This is a genomic window from Variovorax boronicumulans (assembly GCF_030812215.1).
GTDB lineage: Bacteria > Pseudomonadota > Gammaproteobacteria > Burkholderiales > Burkholderiaceae_C > Variovorax > Variovorax boronicumulans_C.
The window spans coordinates 373,460-388,990 of sequence record NZ_JAUSSG010000004.1 but is presented as its reverse complement, the minus strand read 5'-3'; the positions used below and the strand labels follow the sequence as shown (position 1 = coordinate 388,990).

General features: G+C 67.6%; 14 protein-coding genes. 4 read left to right on the top strand and 10 right to left on the bottom strand.

The window, feature by feature from the left end; translation table 11 throughout:
* Positions 1-39: 39 nt before the first annotated feature.
* Both J2W23_RS13790 and J2W23_RS13785 read left to right on the top strand, forming a co-directional pair.
* Complete coding sequence (locus J2W23_RS13790; protein ID WP_307649129.1) at positions 40-822, top strand: SDR family NAD(P)-dependent oxidoreductase; 783 nt, start codon at positions 40-42, stop codon at positions 820-822.
* A 36-nt stretch (positions 823-858) separates the two neighbouring features.
* Positions 859-2,037, top strand: coding sequence for an acetyl-CoA C-acetyltransferase (locus J2W23_RS13785; RefSeq protein WP_307649128.1), 1,179 nt, complete (start codon positions 859-861; stop codon positions 2,035-2,037).
* Between the two features lie 9 nt (positions 2,038-2,046).
* Here J2W23_RS13785 and J2W23_RS13780 read toward each other — a convergent pair whose 3' ends face one another.
* Both J2W23_RS13780 and J2W23_RS13775 read right to left on the bottom strand, forming a co-directional pair.
* A complete protein-coding gene (locus J2W23_RS13780) occupies positions 2,047-2,907 on the bottom strand; it encodes a hypothetical protein (protein WP_307649127.1) in 861 nt (286 codons plus the stop codon).
* Positions 2,904-3,341 (bottom strand): hypothetical protein, encoded by a 438-nt coding sequence (locus tag J2W23_RS13775; RefSeq protein ID WP_307649126.1) that lies wholly within the window; start codon positions 3,339-3,341, stop codon positions 2,904-2,906. Before J2W23_RS13775 ends, J2W23_RS13780 begins: the two co-directional genes overlap by 4 nt.
* Before the next feature lie 86 nt (positions 3,342-3,427).
* On the opposite strand from J2W23_RS13775, the gene J2W23_RS13770 reads away from it, so the two are divergent.
* Positions 3,428-6,538 carry a CHAT domain-containing protein gene (locus tag J2W23_RS13770; protein ID WP_307649125.1) on the top strand — a complete coding sequence of 1,037 codons (3,111 nt, stop codon included), beginning with the start codon at positions 3,428-3,430 and terminating at the stop codon, positions 6,536-6,538.
* A 386-nt stretch (positions 6,539-6,924) separates the two neighbouring features.
* On the opposite strand, the gene J2W23_RS13765 is transcribed toward J2W23_RS13770, so the two are convergent.
* The 6 genes from J2W23_RS13765 to J2W23_RS13740 all read right to left on the bottom strand — a co-directional run bounded on the left by J2W23_RS13765 (position 6,925) and on the right by J2W23_RS13740 (position 12,220).
* The gene (locus tag J2W23_RS13765) at positions 6,925-7,407 is read right to left on the bottom strand and encodes a hypothetical protein (RefSeq protein ID WP_307649124.1); all 483 of its coding nucleotides are present in this window, start codon (positions 7,405-7,407) and stop codon (positions 6,925-6,927) included.
* Positions 7,408-7,591: 184 nt separating this feature from the next.
* The gene (locus J2W23_RS13760) at positions 7,592-8,323 is read right to left on the bottom strand and encodes a ubiquinone/menaquinone biosynthesis methyltransferase (protein WP_307649123.1); all 732 of its coding nucleotides are present in this window, start codon (positions 8,321-8,323) and stop codon (positions 7,592-7,594) included.
* Between the two features lie 7 nt (positions 8,324-8,330).
* The gene (locus J2W23_RS13755; protein ID WP_307649122.1) at positions 8,331-8,777 is read right to left on the bottom strand and encodes a hypothetical protein; all 447 of its coding nucleotides are present in this window, start codon (positions 8,775-8,777) and stop codon (positions 8,331-8,333) included.
* Between the two features lie 156 nt (positions 8,778-8,933).
* On the bottom strand, positions 8,934-9,728 hold the full coding sequence (locus tag J2W23_RS13750) for a phosphodiesterase (RefSeq protein WP_307649121.1): 795 nt from the start codon (positions 9,726-9,728) through the stop codon (positions 8,934-8,936).
* Positions 9,729-9,794: 66 nt separating this feature from the next.
* The gene (locus tag J2W23_RS13745; protein WP_307649120.1) at positions 9,795-11,462 is read right to left on the bottom strand and encodes a lactonase family protein; all 1,668 of its coding nucleotides are present in this window, start codon (positions 11,460-11,462) and stop codon (positions 9,795-9,797) included.
* Positions 11,463-11,548: 86 nt separating this feature from the next.
* Positions 11,549-12,220 carry a nitroreductase gene (locus J2W23_RS13740; RefSeq protein WP_307649119.1) on the bottom strand — a complete coding sequence of 224 codons (672 nt, stop codon included), beginning with the start codon at positions 12,218-12,220 and terminating at the stop codon, positions 11,549-11,551.
* A 177-nt stretch (positions 12,221-12,397) separates the two neighbouring features.
* On the opposite strand from J2W23_RS13740, the gene J2W23_RS13735 reads away from it, so the two are divergent.
* Complete coding sequence (locus tag J2W23_RS13735) at positions 12,398-14,038, top strand: 3-(methylthio)propionyl-CoA ligase (protein ID WP_307649118.1); 1,641 nt, start codon at positions 12,398-12,400, stop codon at positions 14,036-14,038.
* A 270-nt stretch (positions 14,039-14,308) separates the two neighbouring features.
* Here the strand turns inward: J2W23_RS13735 and J2W23_RS13730 are convergent, their stop codons facing one another.
* Together J2W23_RS13730 and J2W23_RS13725 are read right to left on the bottom strand one after the other, a co-directional pair.
* Positions 14,309-14,794, bottom strand: coding sequence for a copper chaperone PCu(A)C (locus tag J2W23_RS13730; protein WP_307649117.1), 486 nt, complete (start codon positions 14,792-14,794; stop codon positions 14,309-14,311).
* Between the two features lie 62 nt (positions 14,795-14,856).
* Positions 14,857-15,474, bottom strand: a complete 618-nt coding sequence (locus J2W23_RS13725; protein WP_307649116.1) for an SCO family protein — start codon at positions 15,472-15,474, stop codon at positions 14,857-14,859.
* Positions 15,475-15,531 lie beyond the last annotated feature (57 nt).

Sequence of the window (15,531 nt, the reverse complement as noted above, 5' to 3'; positions counted from 1 at the left end):
TAAACTGGTTTTAGAACAACCTTCCGGAGACAAGCCAAGATGCAACTCGATGCCAGTATTTCCGCCGTCGTCACCGGCGGCGCCTCGGGCCTGGGCGCCGCCACCGCGCGCCGCCTGGCCAGCCACGGCGTGAAGGTCGCGCTGTTCGACCTCAACGCGGCGCAGGGCGAGGCGCTCGCCAAGGAACTGGGCGGCGTGTTCTGCAAGGTCGATGTCACCTCCGAAGAGCAGGTCGACGCCGCCTTCGCCAAGGCCCGCGCGGCGCACGGGCAGGAGCGGGTGCTGGTCAACTGCGCGGGCACCGGCAACGCGGTGAAGACCGCGAGCCGCGACAAGGCCACGGGCGAGATCAAGCACTTTCCGCTCGCCAACTTCGACCGCATCATCCAGATCAACCTCGTGGGCACCTTCCGCTGCATTGCCAAGTCGGCCGCCGGCATGTTGACGCTCGATGCGCTGCAGGACGGCGAGCGCGGCGCCATCGTCAACACCGCCTCGGTGGCGGCGCAGGACGGGCAGATGGGGCAGGCGGCCTACACAGCGTCGAAGGCCGGCATCGTCGGCATGACGCTGCCCATTGCGCGCGACCTGATGAGCGAGGGCATCCGCGTGAACACGATCCTGCCGGGCATCTTCGACACGCCGTTGCTGCAGGGCGCGCCCGACAACGTGAAGGCAGCGCTCGCGGCATCGGTGCCGTTTCCCAAGCGCCTGGGCAATCCGGCGGAGTACGCGACGCTGGCCGAGCTGATGATCACGAACGGCTATTTCAACGGGGAGAGCGTGCGGCTGGATGGGGCCATCCGCATGGCGCCGCGGTAAGACAATCTTTTCGCAAACCAACGACTGGAGACCCGAATGCCCGAAGCCTATATCGTCGCCGCCGCCCGCACCGCAGGCGGCCGCCGCAACGGCCGCCTGTCCGGCTGGCACCCCGCCGACCTCGCCGCGCAGGTGCTCGATGCGCTGGTCGAGCGCACCGACGTCGATCCCGCGCAGGTCGAGGACGTCATCATGGGCTGCGTCGGCCAAGTGGGCGAGCAGGCCTCGAACATCGCACGCAACGCGGTGCTGGCCTCGCGCCTGCCCGAGTCGGTGCCGGCCACGTCGGTCGACCGGCAGTGCGGATCGTCGCAGCAGGCGCTGCACTTCGCGGCGCAGGCCGTGATGTCGGGCAGCATGGACATCGTGATCGCCGCCGGCGTCGAGAGCATGACGCGCGTGCCCATGGGCACGCCCAACATCCTGCCGATGAAGAACGGCCTGGGCTTCTACGTGAGCCCGCTGATGCAGAAGCGCTACCCCGACATCCAGTTCAGCCAGTTCACCGGCGCCGAGATGATCGCGAGGAACTACGGCATCGAGAAAGCCGAGCTCGACGCCTACGCGCTGCGCAGTCACCGCAATGCCATCGCGGCGACGAAGGCGGGCCTGTTCGACGCCGAGATCGTGTCCGTGGCCGCGCGCCTGAACGACGGCACCGAGCCCGGCGACATGCACACCACCGACGAAGGCATCCGCTACGACGCCACGCTGGAGAGCATCGCGGGCGTGAAGCTCATTGCCGAAGGCGGCCGCTGCACCGCGGCCACCGCGAGCCAGATCTGCGACGGCGCGAGCGGCGTGATGGTGGTCAACGAGCGCGGGCTCAAGGCGCTGGACGTGAAGCCGCTCGCGCGCATCCACCACATGAGCGTGATGGGGCACGACCCGGTGATCATGCTGGAGGCGCCGTTGCCCGCGACGCAGCGTGCCTTGAAGAAGGCCGGCATGAAGATCGAGGACATCGACCTGTACGAGGTCAACGAGGCCTTCGCGCCGGTGCCGCTGGCCTGGCTGCAGGCCCTGGGTGCCGACCCGGAGCGCCTGAACGTGAACGGCGGCGCGATCGCGCTGGGCCATCCGCTGGGCGCCTCGGGCACCAAGCTGATGACCACGCTGGTCCATGCGCTCGCGCAGCGCGGCAAGCGCTATGGGCTGCAGACGATGTGCGAAGGCGGCGGCATGGCGAACGTGACGATCATCGAGCGGCTCTGAGGCCGCAGCTCACTTCTTCATGAGGCTCAGCACGCCCGTGGCGATCGACACCAGGGCGGTAAGGATCGGCGTGACCAGCGTGATGAATTCGCGGATCGATTCGGTATAGCGCTTGAGTTTCTGCGCGCGCCCCTGCTTCGGCGTGCCCGCGGTCAGGGCGGCAGCCAGCCGCACCGACAGGCGCTCCATCGCGTTGTTGCGTCGGTGGAAGACCGCGAGCGCGGCGAGGATGCCCGTCATGTGCCCGAAGGCGATGCTCAGCACGTAGTAGGTGACTTCGCGCCACTCGCGCGCATCCTGCGGCGCCAGCGGCTGGTCGTCGCTGTAGGCGATCACGGCGGTCATGAGCGTGACCGCGATCGCGCCGATGGCCGCGGCCATCGGCCACTGCCACGCGAGGCGCACGCGAAAGCGCGCCGACATCGCGAAACCCATGCACGCGGGAAGTGCGACCGACACGATGCGCAGGTACACCTGCGAGAGATCGAGCCACATGACGATCGCGGCATGCGCGAGCACCAGCAGTGCGACCGGGAGCAGCAGGAAACCCACGATCGCCACAACGCCCGGCGCGGCATCGCGGTCGGTAGCGGCGGGCACCGCCGGCCCGGCGCGCGCCACCACGGCAGCTGCATCGTCGGCGACCAGCAGCGCGGTGAGCCGCTGGTTCTGCGCCTCGAGGCTTTCCACGCGCGACTTCAGCGCTTGGATGTCGCGCTGCAGCGGCATGAAGAAGACGAGGTCGCGATGGCAGTGCTTGCAGACGATGGCGGCGACGGCGATCTTCTCCGTGCAGTAGGGGCACGACACCAGCGCGGCATCGGACGCGGGCGCGGGCGCCGCGGCGGCGAGCTTGGGCCTGTCGCTCACTGCGCGTTGAAGTCCACGAGCTTGCTGCTGACGCGGCCCTCGGCGTCGCCGACTTCCACGCGCAGCTGATGCGCGCCGGTTGGCACCTGCGCGCCGTCCAACTCGATGCCGGTGCCGCTCACATGCGTGCGGATGCGATCGGTGAGATCGACGGCGGGGTTCTTCATGTACACCACGCGCACCGTCTTCGGATCGATCGCGACGCCGCCGCGCGACTTGAACTGCACCTTCAGCGCAACGCCGTTTTTCTGCACGGTGCCGGCGGGGCTTGCCACGTCGATGCCCGGGCCGCGGGTGAGTCCGGCGCGCTTGCCTTCCTGGTAGGCCGATGGCAGGCGCGCTTCGTCTTCGGTGATGAGGTTGAAGGCCGCACTCTGCGTGGCGACGAAAAGGCAGAGCAGGGCGGCGGGTGTGGAGAGCCTGGAAATTGTCATGACTGGATGTGTGACTACGGATCTTCGTAGGAGGAGGGGCGACATGTCGCTCCTATACTTTTTTCACTGCAATTCGTCCGATATCGATGCTAACGAGAAACGGTGTTGTCGCGCTACTTCTGCTGATTCCCGCAAGCTTCATCGGTGCTTCGGCCCAAGAGAAAACAACGGCGCCTGCGGCTGCATCGGCCTCCGCGGGCGGCACGCGCGCGCCTGCCGCGCCGGACCCGCTGCGCATCCTCGCCGGCGAGTTCGCGAGCGTGCGCCAGCAACTCGAAGAGGCCGAGGCAACGAGCGCTCAGGGCCGGTTCGCCGACGCGGGGCGCACGCTGGAAAGCGCGCTCGGCGCCATCGACGGCGCGTCGCCGAATGCGAAGGACCCGATGCAGCGCTACCTGGCCGAGGACCTCGTGCTCGGCCGGCTCATCGACAACAGCGAGCTGCGCGCCGACGACGAAGCGCAATTGCGCTGGCTCGAAAAGCGGCGCGACGCACGCCGCGCGTTCTGGGGCGAAGACGCCAACGCCGCACTCGCCGCGCAGAACGCATGGGCGCTTCAGCTGTGCAAGGTCGGCCGCTGCCAGGAGGCGATCGCGGTGCAGGAGGCGGTTGCGCGCAAGACGCTCCAGACGCAGGGGGCGGGCGCGCGCAACACGCTGGTTGCGCGCCACAACCTCGGCGTGGCGCTGGGACAGGCGGGGCGCTACGCCGAGGCGCTCGCGCTCTCGCGCGAACTCGCGGGCGAAGCCGAGGCGCGCTGGGGTGCGAACGATCCGACCACCTTGCGCTTTCGCAACTCGGTGGCGGCCAACTACACCGACCTCGGGCAGTACGCCGATGCGCTCATCGCGCACGAAGCGGTCTATCGTGCGCGCCAGACGGCGCTCGGCCCGGCTGCGCCCGATACGCTGAGCTCGCTCGGCAGCCTCGCCGCCACCTACGGCATGCTGTCGCGGACGCGCGAGGCCCAGAGCCTTTCGCAGCAGGGCCACGACCTCGCGCGCCGCACCTTCGGCCCCGCGCATCCGCGCACCCAATATGCGGCGAGCGCGCTGGCCATCGACTTGCGGCGCGCAGGCCGCCTGGGCGAGGCGCGCGCGCTTTCGCAGCAGGCGTGGGACACGCTCTCGGGCCTGCGCGGTGCGCGCCATCCCGAGACGCTCTATGCAATGAACGTGCATGCGAGCGTGCTCGATGCGCAAGGCGACCACGCGGAGGCGGTGCGCGTGACCGGCGAGGCGCTGCAGATGCGCCGCGAGGTCATGGGCGAGATGCACCCGCTGACGCTGGCGGCGCTGCGCAGCGCGGGCAGGGCGCGGCTGTCCGCCGGCGATGCGGCCGGCGCGCTGGTGCTTCTGACGCAGGCCCACGAGGGCTATGTGCGCCTGCTGGGCGATGCGCACCCCGAGACGCTGCTCGCGCTGATCGACCGCATGAGCGCGGCCCTGCAGGCCGACGAGCTCGACAGCGTGCGGCCTTTTCTGCCGGCGTATGTCGCGCACGTCGAATCGCTTCGCGCGCAGCACGGGCTGAGCCCGAAGAGCCGCCGCACGCTGTTCGAGCGCTATGTGGAGGGCTACCGCCACTACGCGCTCGCGAGCCTGCGCGGCGGGGAGGCCGATCGCGCGTTCGAGCTGGCCGAGCTGTCGAAGGCGCGCACGCTGCTCGAGGGCATGGCGCTGCAGCGCGCTAACCGCTCCGGCGCGCTGCCGGCCGACGCGCAGAAGGCCATCGCGCTGCATGAGGCCAGGCTCGCCGCGCTGGACCGCAACATCGACGCGGCCGCAGGCCAGGCCGACCGCCGCCAGCAGCTGGAGTCGGAGCGCAACATCGTCGTGCGTGCCTACGCCGACCTGCAGACGCGCCTGCGCGCCCGCTATCCCAAGTACCGGCAACTGGCCGAAGCGCCGAAGGCCACGCTGGCCGATGCGCGCCGCCTGCTGCCCGCCGACACGCTCTTCATCAGCTATCTCGTGGACGGCGCGCGGGTCATGGCCTTTGCGGTGGACCGCAGCGGACTGCGCCATGCCTCCGAGCTCGCCCCGGCACCCGATCTCGCGGCCACCGTCGAGGCCTTTCGCAAGCTCTCGGGCGATGCGCTCGAGCCGCAGCAGGCGGTGTGGCAGACGGGGCCGGGCAGCTATCGCCTCGGCCTGCGCGACAAGCCGCCCGCGCCCGGCGCGGTCGCCGTGGACGACGCGGCGCCGCTGGGCGCGCTGCTGTCGGCGCAACTGCTCGAGCCCATGGCGGCGCTGATCCGCTCGCATGACAAGATCGTCGTCGCGCCCGATGCGGCATTGGCGCTGCTGCCCTTCGAAGCACTGCCGTTCGACGGCCGGCCGATGGCCGGCACGCGCGAGCTGAGCTACATCCAGTCGCTGTCGATGCTCGCAGCGCTCGCGTCGCGCAGGGAGGCCTATGCAAAGCTGCCTTCGCGTCGAGCGCTGCTGGCCTTCGGCAATCCGGTCTACAGCGCCGCCGGCGACGGCGCGCGGGCGAGCTCGCGTTCGGCGGCGCCGGGCGTGGTCGACCGCGAGGCTGCGGCGCAGTCGATTGCCGACAGCGACGAGGGTGTCGACGAAGCGATCGCGCTGCTGCGCGAGAGCACCTGGGACAACCTGCCGGGCACGGCGCGCGAGATCGATGCGGTGCGGCGCGCCGTCGACCGGGGCCGCGTCGATGTCGTGACCGGCGGCAATGCCACCGAGCGCAAGCTCCTCGACATGGACGGCTCGGGCCAGCTCGCCCGCTACCGGCGCCTCCTGTTCTCGGTGCACGGCTATCTGAGCACCTCGGTGCCCGCGCTGAGCGCGCTGGTGCTCGGGCAGGTCGGCAATCCGCCCACGCTCGACGGCTACGTCACGGCGGCGGAGTGGCCCGCCTACACGCTGCGCAGCGACCTGGTGGTGATGTCCGCCTGCGACACCGGTGTCGGCAAAGTCGTTCATGGCGAGGGCGTGATGGGCTTGCCCTACGCGCTCTACATGGCGGGCAACACCAGCACGGTGATGACGCTGTGGCCGGTGAGCGACGAGAGCACCGCGCGCTTCATGGAAGCATTCTTCCGGCGGCTCAACGCCGGCGAGCCGACGCAGCAGGCGCTCGCCGGCACGAAGCGGGCGTTCGCGAGCGGCGAGCACGGCGAGAAGCTGCGCCGGCCGGCTTACTGGGCCGGGTTCGTGCTCTACGGCGCGTGATCACGCGTCCTGCGGACGATGGCTGCGAACGGTCGTCGAACTCGGCCTGCGTGCGCGGCGCACCGGGCGCCTGCGCGTCGAGCGATTGCCGGTAGCGCACGCAGCCGCGCATGAACTGCGGCCAGTCGGGCACGATGAAACTCGGGTCGCGCTTGTCGGGCAGCAGCGCCCAGAGACCGGGGTGGTGCCAGCACAGGTCGTGGCCGCTCGAATCGCGGTGTTGCCTGATGGCGGCGCGCAGCTTGCGGACCTCGGCGACGAGCGCGTCGCGGGTGAATGCATCGAGGTCTTCATCCATCGCGTGAACCTCCGTGAGTGGGGCGGCCCATCACTGTTGGCCGAAACTCGGTCCGATGCAAGCAGGCGCGGCCGGCCCGTTCGCGCGCTCAGGCGTGCCAGGCCTTCAGCGCGGCCCGCAGGCACTCCTCGAAACCCCGCTCGACGCGCGACGGATTCACCGACTCGATGCCCAGCGCCTCGTGCGTGACGCCGTGTTCGCCCGAGCGCTGGTCGTAGGAAGACACGTGGTGCACCTGCCGCGTTGCCGCGAAGGCGCGCAGCGTGAAGACCGATTCCCGCGAAGCGAGGTCTTCAAGCCTCACGCCGGCGACCGGCGAGAAGCGCACCGAGATGTAGGGCTTGTAGGGGTTGGCGAGATCGTCGTCGACGAGCGCATCGTGCCGCGAGGCGACGAGGTCCGCGACGAAGGCGTCGAGCAGCGGCCTCACGCCCGCTTCGACCCGTGTCTTGAAATCCGAGAGAAACGCTTCGCGCGCGACCTGCGTGTTGATGGCGGCAGCGGCCTTGCTGGCGGCACGCGCAGCGATCGCGGCCTTGTGTTCTTCGATTGCTTTCTTGACCAGCGACATGGGGGGCTTCAGGTGTCTGCGTTCGCGTTCGCCCGAGGCACCGGAGGGGCGGCGCAGGATCGGGGGCGGGTGGGGCCCGGGTGATTCCAGACGGAAAAATCGGGCGCGGCGACTGTAACGGCGCAACTTGTCCGCCGATGCCGCAAAGGCAAAAGGTATCGTCTGGCGATACCGAAGGTAGCAGTCAGGGGCGCGGTCCGAAGGGCTTGCGCGCGGTATGGATCGCCACGATCCCGAGCGACAGCCGCTCGAACGAGACGTCCGCGAAGCCCATCTCCCGGAGCTCCGCGGCCAGCCCTTCGGCCGTGGGGAAATCCTGGATGCCCTTGAGCAGGTAGCGGTAGGCCGAGGCATCGCCGCCGGTCGCGGCCCATCCGATGACAGGCATGCACACGGCCATGTAGCCGAGGTAGGCCCGGTGAAGCCAGCGCACCGAGATGTTGGATGCCTCGAGCGCGATGAAGCGGCCACCCGGTTTCAGCACGCGGAGCGCTTCCCGCAGCGCCAGCTTTCGCTCGCAGATCTTGAGGCCCAGCGAGATGGAATAGAGGTCGACGCTGTTGTCCGCGACGCCCGGCATCGCGTGTGCATCGAGCACTCGGAACTCGACCGGCACCTTCAGCTGCGTGGCACGCCGGCGCGCGATGGCGAGCATCTGCGGGCTGATGTCCGAGGCGACGATCTTCTGGCCGGATCGCAGGCCCTGGCGCCGTGCCACTTTCAGCACGACATCGCCCGTGCCTGCAGCGACATCCAGGAGATCGGTCCAAGGCTCCCGCGTGATGATTGCCGCCACTCTTCGCTTCCACAGCCGATGGATGCCGAAGCTGAAGAGGTCAGACAGCAGGTCGTAGCGTCCGGCGATGCGGCCGAACACGTCGTCTTCCTGCGTGTGGAAATCGGCTGCGTTGTTCATCGTGGGTTCACGCGCTGCGGGCGAACAACCGGAACGGCGAACTCAGCAGGCAGCCGAGCCACAGCGATGCGAGTCCATCGGATGCCTTGTCGTGCCAGCCGTGCTTGTCGTCCCACAGCAGTTCGTCGTCTTCGATCTGCACGCTCCACGTCGCATCGGCGAGCACTTCACGGCGGATTCGGTTGAGGCAATCGACCCAGTGACGCCCGCCCTTGTGCATGGCGAAGGCCTTGTTGTCGGGAAGGGCCGTGGCACCCGACAGCACATCTTCACCGGTGAGCCGCGATGCCTCGTACAGCGTGAAGCTTTCCCAATTGAGGCCCTTGCCCGTGTGGGCGTAGCGCTCGATCTCGGCGGTGACCTCGAACGACTGCACGATCGCGTCGATGCGCTGCACTTCGGTGGGGGTCAGCGGCGTGGCCCGCTTCGCGGTGTAGTAGATGCTGAAGCCCATGGTGCAATGCCTGTGCTGGTGATCCGCCGCGGAGCCGCGTTGGTGCGCGGATTCTGCCGCAGGGGCATGTCGCGCTTGCGGGTTGATCGAATGGATCGCCGCCGCCCGATGCCGCTCGCAAGCATGAGCGAGCATGCGAATTCGTGCGCGGCGGTGTCACGCAAACGGATACGGCCCGTCCATCCTTCCGATGTGACTCACATGGCTCACCATGCCCTCTGCCTCATCCCACAGATGCAGCATGCAGCCCGGTCGCCCCAGGTAGGACGCGGGCGCCGCATCGGGCGCGAGTTGCAGGGCGATCTCGGTCGTGCTGCTCGGGCACGAACAGACGACCGTGCCCGCCCAGCGCTTGAGCATCGTGCGGTGCACATGTCCGCAGAGCACGAGCTCGATGTTGCCTGCGCTTCGCACGATGGCTTCGAGCGGCGCCGTGTCGATGTACCGGTAGCTGTCCATGTATGGAATGCCGCTGGTGAACGGCGGGTGATGCAGCATCAGCAGCGTCGGCTTCTTGCGGTCGGCTTCGAGCGTGCGCTGCAGCCATGCGAGGCCTTCGGCGTCGACGTGCCCGTGGTGGAGTCCGGGAATGCACGAGTCGAGCGCGACGATGCGCACCGGGTGCGCGTCGACGCAGTAGTGCAGCGCGCCTGTGGCGGGCAGATAGGCGTGGTCCGCGAAGGCGGCGCGGAAGTTCTCGCGGTGGTCGTGGTTGCCGGGGATGACGAGGTGCGGAATCGAGAGCTGCGCGAGCAGGCGGCGGACCTGCGCGTATTCCTCGGGCCGTCCTTCATCGACCAGGTCGCCCGTCAGCAACACCAGGTCGGGCCGCCGGTCGAGCCCGTGCAGGTGGGCGATGGCTTCTTCGAACATCCGGTTCGAATCGACCACGCCCTGGTAGAGCTGGCCGGCGGGGCGGACGTGGGGGTCGGAGATCTGGGCGATGAGCATGAGGGGAGGAGGCCTGGAAGAGGTCCTTCCCGTCTAGCACGATCCGTTCCGCACCGGCGCGCCGCGTTATCTCGAGAGCGCGAGGAACTGAGGCCCCATGCCCAGGGACGGGAAGTTGACGCCCGTACCGAGTGCACCGGTCGTCCTGTCGATCGTGAAGACGGTGATCGTGTTGTCGGCCTGGTTGGCCGTGTAGGCGAAGCGGCCCGTGCGGTCCACGGTCACGGAGTTGGGCACGTTGCCCGCCGCGAAAGGCTGGCCCGGCACCGGCGTGAGCGCGCCGGTTCGTGGGTCGATGCTGTATGCCGAGACGTTGTTGGAGTTTCTGTTTGCCGCATACAGGAAGCGGCCGCTCGGATCGATTGCCATGCCAAAGGGCGTGTTGCCAGTGGGGATCGAGCCGATCTGGGTCAGCGCGCCCGTGGTTGCGTCGATCGAGTAGGCGAGCAGCGTGCCGGGATTGATGCCGGCGTTTGCATAGGCGAAGCGGCCGGTAGGCTCGATGGCGATGTCGGTGAGTCCGCTGTTGGCGGGCAGCGTGACAGACGCGGGTGGCGAGATCGGTGACCCCGTGTTCGGGTCCAGGCGGAACGTGTTCAGGGAGCTGCCACTGACCACGAAAGCGAAGCGACCCTGCGGGTCGAGGCCGATCTTGCGGTTGCTGCCACCGGCAATGGCCGTGCCGCCGGTGAGTTCACCGGTATTGGCGTCGACGTCGAGGCTGCGCAGCATCCCGTCTCCGATCACATAGGCATGCAGGCCGTTGGGCGCGATGCCGACGAAGAGCGGGCTCGTTCCGACACCGGCGGTGATGGTGCGCTGCTGCGTCAGCGTGCCCGTGGGGACGGTGCTGGTGTCGATGGTGTACTGGATGACGCCCCTGGTGGCGCCGGAGATGTTGCTGGCATAGACGTACGGCTTCGAAGGATGCGTTGTCACATGCTGCGGCGTCCCGCCCACCGGGAAGTTGCCGATATTCGACAGGCTGCCATTGGCCAGAACGGTGTACATCGACACATTGCTCGAGCCCTCGTTGGCGGTGAAGGCGAAGCGGTCGGCCCCCGGCGTCGTGCAGGCAACCGTCACCGCAGCGATGGGCGCTGCGGTCACAGTGCCGAACGCCTGCTTCGCAATGCACACCTGGAGCGCGGCGGGCTGCGTTTTCACCGTCACGCCGTAGTCGGCACCGACCGCTACCGGCGTCGTGAAGCTGAAGGTGCCGTTGGCGTTCACGGCGAGGTCGTCGCCCGCGTTGTTCTGCAGCACAAGGCCGCCGGCCGTGTCGAGGTTCGTGACCGTGACGCTCACCTTTTGGCTCGTGGTGGCGCAGACCACCGCCACATTGGCGACGTCGGCATCGCCGATGGTCCCGGCGGCGTTGTTCACCGTGCAGGTCTGGGCAGGGGTGGCCGGCTGCTGCTTGACGCTTACTGCATAGCTCGTGCCCTTGGCGCGCTTCTCGCTGAAGACGAAGTTGCCATCCGCCGCAACGGTCACGTCGGCCGAGCCGGCCAGTTGCAATACCAGGCCGCTGCCGAGCAGGCCGCTGACACTGCCGCCCACCATGTACTTCGCTTCGGCCGCGGGCGGCGGATTGCTGTCGCCCGGCGGAAATGGAAAGAACGAGAAGCCACCGCCGCCGCCGCCTCCGCCTCCGCCGCATGACGCGAGCGCGAACGGCAGCAGGGCAAACAGGGCAAGACGAAGGCTGGAAAGGTGCAGTATCGCGGGCATTTTTTTGTCTCCTCCACCCAGATGGGCGGGGCGATATTAGCGGGACATCGTTCCATTTGCACCTCCGCCAATCGGCCGAGGGCCGGTCAGATGCCGATGAACTGCGCCACTTCGCCAAGCGGCGCACGCTCCGTCACCAGCGCATCGAGCGGCTTGCTCCGGTCCGCGTACCCGATGGCCATGCCGGTGAACAGCATCCGCTCGGGCGGCAGTTCGATGAATCGGCCGATGGTCTGCGGATAGATCGCCCAGCATTCCTGCGGGCAGCTGTCCAGGCCTTCCGCGCGCAGCAGCAGCATGACGTTCTGCAACATCATCCCGAGGTCGGACCACTGCGGCCGCCCCATGCGACGGTCCACCGTACAGAACAAGGCGAGCGGCGCGCCGAAGAACTGGTAGTTGCGCGCAAACCATTCGCGGCGCGCGGCCTTGTCTTCGCGCGGGATGCCCAGGCGCGCATACATCGCCTCGCCGACCGCGAAGCGGCGTTCACGATAGGGCGCGACGAGTTCGCGCGGGTAGATGTCGTATTCGCTGCCTTCGCCGGTCGGCATTTCCTGCACGCGGGTGCGCATGAGGGCCTTGAGTTCGTCGAGCCGCTCGCCGCCCACCACGTGCAGGTGCCAGGGCTGCAGGTTGCCGCCCGATGGTGCGCGCAACGCTTCCTGCAGCACGCGGCGGATGACGTCCGGCGCCACGGGCGCATCGAGAAATTCGCGCACCGATCGACGGCTCGCAACGGCTTCGTACACGTTCATGCTTTGGCTTTCATTCGGGAAGAGGGCAGGGATAAGTTCATCTTGAACGAGGCCGATGCTAGGGACAACCCCGGGGTGCTCAATCGTCCGTTCCGACGATGTGGCGTGCAGAGGCCCCTGCCTACGATGCAGCCGGCCGCTGCATGAGATTCCCCCCGGCGCACAGGAGACAAGAACATGTTCGGATTGATGCAAGACCGCCCGCTGTTGATCTCTTCGCTGATCGACCATGCGGCCACCTTTCACCCGCGCGCCGAGATCGTGGGACGCACGGTGGAGGGGGCGGTCCACCGTACCAACTATGGCGAGGTGCAGCGCCGCTCGAAGCAGGTTGCCAACGCGATGAAGGTGCTCGGCGTCGAGCCCGGCGACCGCGTGGGCACGCTCGCATGGAACACGTATCGCCACCTCGCGCTGTACTACGGCGTCTCGGGTTCGGGCGCTGTGCTGCACACGGTGAACCCGCGGCTCTTTCCGGAGCAGATCGACTACATCGTCAATCACGCGGAAGACAAGGTGCTGTTCTTCGACACCACCTTCGCGCCGCTGGTCGAGAAGCTCGCGCCGCAGTTGAAGACCGTGCGCGCCTTCATCGCGATGACCGATCGCGCGCACATGCCCGCCATCGACGTGCCGAACCTGCTGTGCTACGACGAGCTCGTCGGCGCGCAGAGCGAGGACTACACCTGGCCCGAGTTCGACGAGCGCACCGCCTCGTCGCTCTGCTACACCTCGGGCACCACGGGCAACCCCAAGGGCGTCTTGTATTCGCACCGCTCCACTGTGCTGCATTCGCTGATGGAGTGCGCGCCCGACACCTTCGGCGTCAACTCGCAGATGACGCTGCTGCTCGCGGTGCCGATGTTCCACGCCAATGCATGGGGCATGCCGTATGCGGCCGCGATGACCGGCATGAAGCTCGTGATGCCCGGCCCGCACATGGACCCGCAGAGCCTGTACGAGCTGATGCGCGACGAAAAAGTCGGCTTCTCTCAAGCGGTGCCGACCATCTGGCTCATGCTGTTCCAGTACTTCGACGCGCATCCGGAGATCGACACGCACGCCATCGGCCTCAAGCGCATTGGCGTGGGCGGTGCGGCCACGCCGCGCGCCATGATCGAACGCTTCGAGCGCGACTTCGGCGCCGACTTCGTGCAGGGCTGGGGCATGACCGAGACCAGCCCCATCGGCGTGATCGGCAACCTGCTGCCCAAGCACCGCGCGCTATCGAAGGAGGAGCAGACGACGGTGAAGATGAAGCAGGGCCGCGGTGTGTGGGGCGTGGAGATCAAGATCGTCGGCGAAGACGGCCGGCGCCTGCCGCACGACGGCAAGGCCTTCGGCCACCTGCATGTGCGCGGCCCGTGGATTGCGAGCGGCTACTTCAAGGGCGAGGGCGGCAGCGTGCTCGATGCCGAAGGGTTCTTTCCGACCGGCGACGTCGCCACCATCGACGAAGACGGCTATGTGCAACTGGTCGACCGCGCAAAGGACGTCATCAAGTCGGGCGGCGAGTGGATCTCGTCCATCGACCTGGAGAACGCCGCGAGTGCGCATCCGGCCGTGGCCGAGGCCGCGGTGATCGGCGTCGCGCATCCGAAGTGGCAAGAGAGGCCGCTGCTCATCGTGGTGAAGCGCGCAGGCGCGGAGGTCACGGGCGAGGAACTGCTCACTTTTCTTTCGACGCGGGTGGCGAAGTGGTGGCTGCCCGACGACGTGGCTTTCGTCGACAGCCTGCCGCATACAGCCACCGGCAAGCTGCTGAAAACGAAGCTGCGGGAAATGTTCAAGGGATATGTCGCAGCGAAGTCAGTTTGATGACTTGTTCGATTTTTCTGTGGACAACTCTGTGGGTTGCCGGAGGAGGGCGACCTTCAGAGCGAGCATTGACGGGCCTTCCCACCACGTTGCCTGTTGAATGAGCAGCCCTTCGGCCGGCGGGGAATGCGGGCTACGCAAACCGGTAGGTCCGGGGTCGGCATAGGGGGAAATCCTCAGCAGATTTCTTGTGCGATGCGCGACGGCCTTGGGTAACATCGCCGGCCGTTGGTGCACAGCGATCGAGAGATCAATCGATCGCGGCCTCGCTCAGTGCTTGTGCTCGCCATGCGCGGCAGCGGGCTTGGCCGTGCTGTTGAGTGCGCGCACCGGTGCCTTCACTTCCAGCGTTTCGCGCTTGCCGTCCTGGCCTTCGAACACCAGCGTGAGCGGCACGGTGTCGCCTTCCTTCACCTGTTGCTTGAGGTCGAGCAGCATCACGTGATAGCCGCCGGGCTTGAGCTCGACCGTCTTGCCCGCAGGCAGCGCGACCGAGGGCACCTGGCGCATGCGCATCACGCCGTCCTGCATGGCCATCTCGTGGACTTCGACGATGGGCGTGACGGGTGAGCTGGCCGAGATGAGTTTCGTGTCCTTCGCGGCGTTGAGCTGCATGAACGCGCCGGTGGCCTGCTGCTGCGGCACGGTCGCGCGAACCCACGCCTCCTTGACGGTGACCTGCGCGTGCGCGGTGGCCACGAGGAACGAAGCGGCGGAGAGAGCGAGGATGCGGGCGATGGGGGTCATGTTCGTCATGAGGGAAATCTCCTTGGATGTATGAATGGATCGGGTTGGATCGAGTCGAATTGGGTCGGTGCTCAGGCGGTCGTCTGGAGAATCTTGCGCAGGTCCTCGGCGCATTCCGGCGCACCCTGTTCGTGGCGCAGCACCAGCCGGATTTTTCCTTGCGGGTCGTACACGTAGCTGAAGGCCGAATGGTCCATCGTGTACGAGGAACCGGTGGGCACTTTCTTGTAGTAGGCCTTGAAGGCCTTGGCCGTCTCGCTGGTTCTCTGAAGGTCGCCATAGAGCCCGATGAAGCTTGGGTCGAAAGCGTTCGTGTAGGCCTTGAGCACGACGGGCGTGTCGCGCTCCGGATCGACGGTGACAAAGATCACCTGCAGGCGCTCGCCGTCTGCGCCGAGCATGTGGCGGATCTCGGCGGCGCGCAGCAGCGCGGTGGGGCAGACGTCGGGGCATTGCGTGAAGCCGAAGAACAGCATCACGGCCTTCCCCTTGAAGTCGGCGACGGTGCGTTCGCGGCCGTCGGGGTCGGTCAGGCGAAAGTCCTGCGCGTAGTTGGCGCCGGTGATGTCGATGCCGTTGAAGCTCACGGGCAGTACCTTGTCGCAAGCGACGAGGGACAGCGCGGCGAGGCCGCCGCCGGCGATGAGCAGATGGCGGCGGGAAAATTGTCGAGGTCGTGTCGTGTGCATGAAAGCTCTCTCTCTCTGGCGTTCGCGCGAACGCGAGCGCATGAATGGCGGGAACGC

Bases quoted from the DNA above. Each gene is read 5' to 3' on its own strand.
- J2W23_RS13760 (WP_307649123.1), bottom strand. From the start codon at position 8,323: ATGAACAACGCAGCCGATTTCCACACGCAGGAAGACGACGTGTTCGGC.
- J2W23_RS13755 (WP_307649122.1), bottom strand. From the start codon at position 8,777: ATGGGCTTCAGCATCTACTACACCGCGAAGCGGGCCACGCCGCTGACC.
- J2W23_RS13790 (WP_307649129.1), top strand. From the start codon at position 40: ATGCAACTCGATGCCAGTATTTCCGCCGTCGTCACCGGCGGCGCCTCG.
- J2W23_RS13745 (WP_307649120.1), bottom strand. From the start codon at position 11,462: ATGCCCGCGATACTGCACCTTTCCAGCCTTCGTCTTGCCCTGTTTGCC.
- J2W23_RS13730 (WP_307649117.1), bottom strand. From the start codon at position 14,794: ATGACGAACATGACCCCCATCGCCCGCATCCTCGCTCTCTCCGCCGCT.
- J2W23_RS13735 (WP_307649118.1), top strand. From the start codon at position 12,398: ATGTTCGGATTGATGCAAGACCGCCCGCTGTTGATCTCTTCGCTGATC.
- J2W23_RS13765 (WP_307649124.1), bottom strand. From the start codon at position 7,407: ATGTCGCTGGTCAAGAAAGCAATCGAAGAACACAAGGCCGCGATCGCT.
- J2W23_RS13750 (WP_307649121.1), bottom strand. From the start codon at position 9,728: ATGCTCATCGCCCAGATCTCCGACCCCCACGTCCGCCCCGCCGGCCAG.
- J2W23_RS13740 (WP_307649119.1), bottom strand. From the start codon at position 12,220: ATGAACGTGTACGAAGCCGTTGCGAGCCGTCGATCGGTGCGCGAATTT.
- J2W23_RS13775 (WP_307649126.1), bottom strand. From the start codon at position 3,341: ATGACAATTTCCAGGCTCTCCACACCCGCCGCCCTGCTCTGCCTTTTC.
- J2W23_RS13770 (WP_307649125.1), top strand. From the start codon at position 3,428: ATGCTAACGAGAAACGGTGTTGTCGCGCTACTTCTGCTGATTCCCGCA.
- J2W23_RS13785 (WP_307649128.1), top strand. From the start codon at position 859: ATGCCCGAAGCCTATATCGTCGCCGCCGCCCGCACCGCAGGCGGCCGC.
- J2W23_RS13725 (WP_307649116.1), bottom strand. From the start codon at position 15,474: ATGCACACGACACGACCTCGACAATTTTCCCGCCGCCATCTGCTCATC.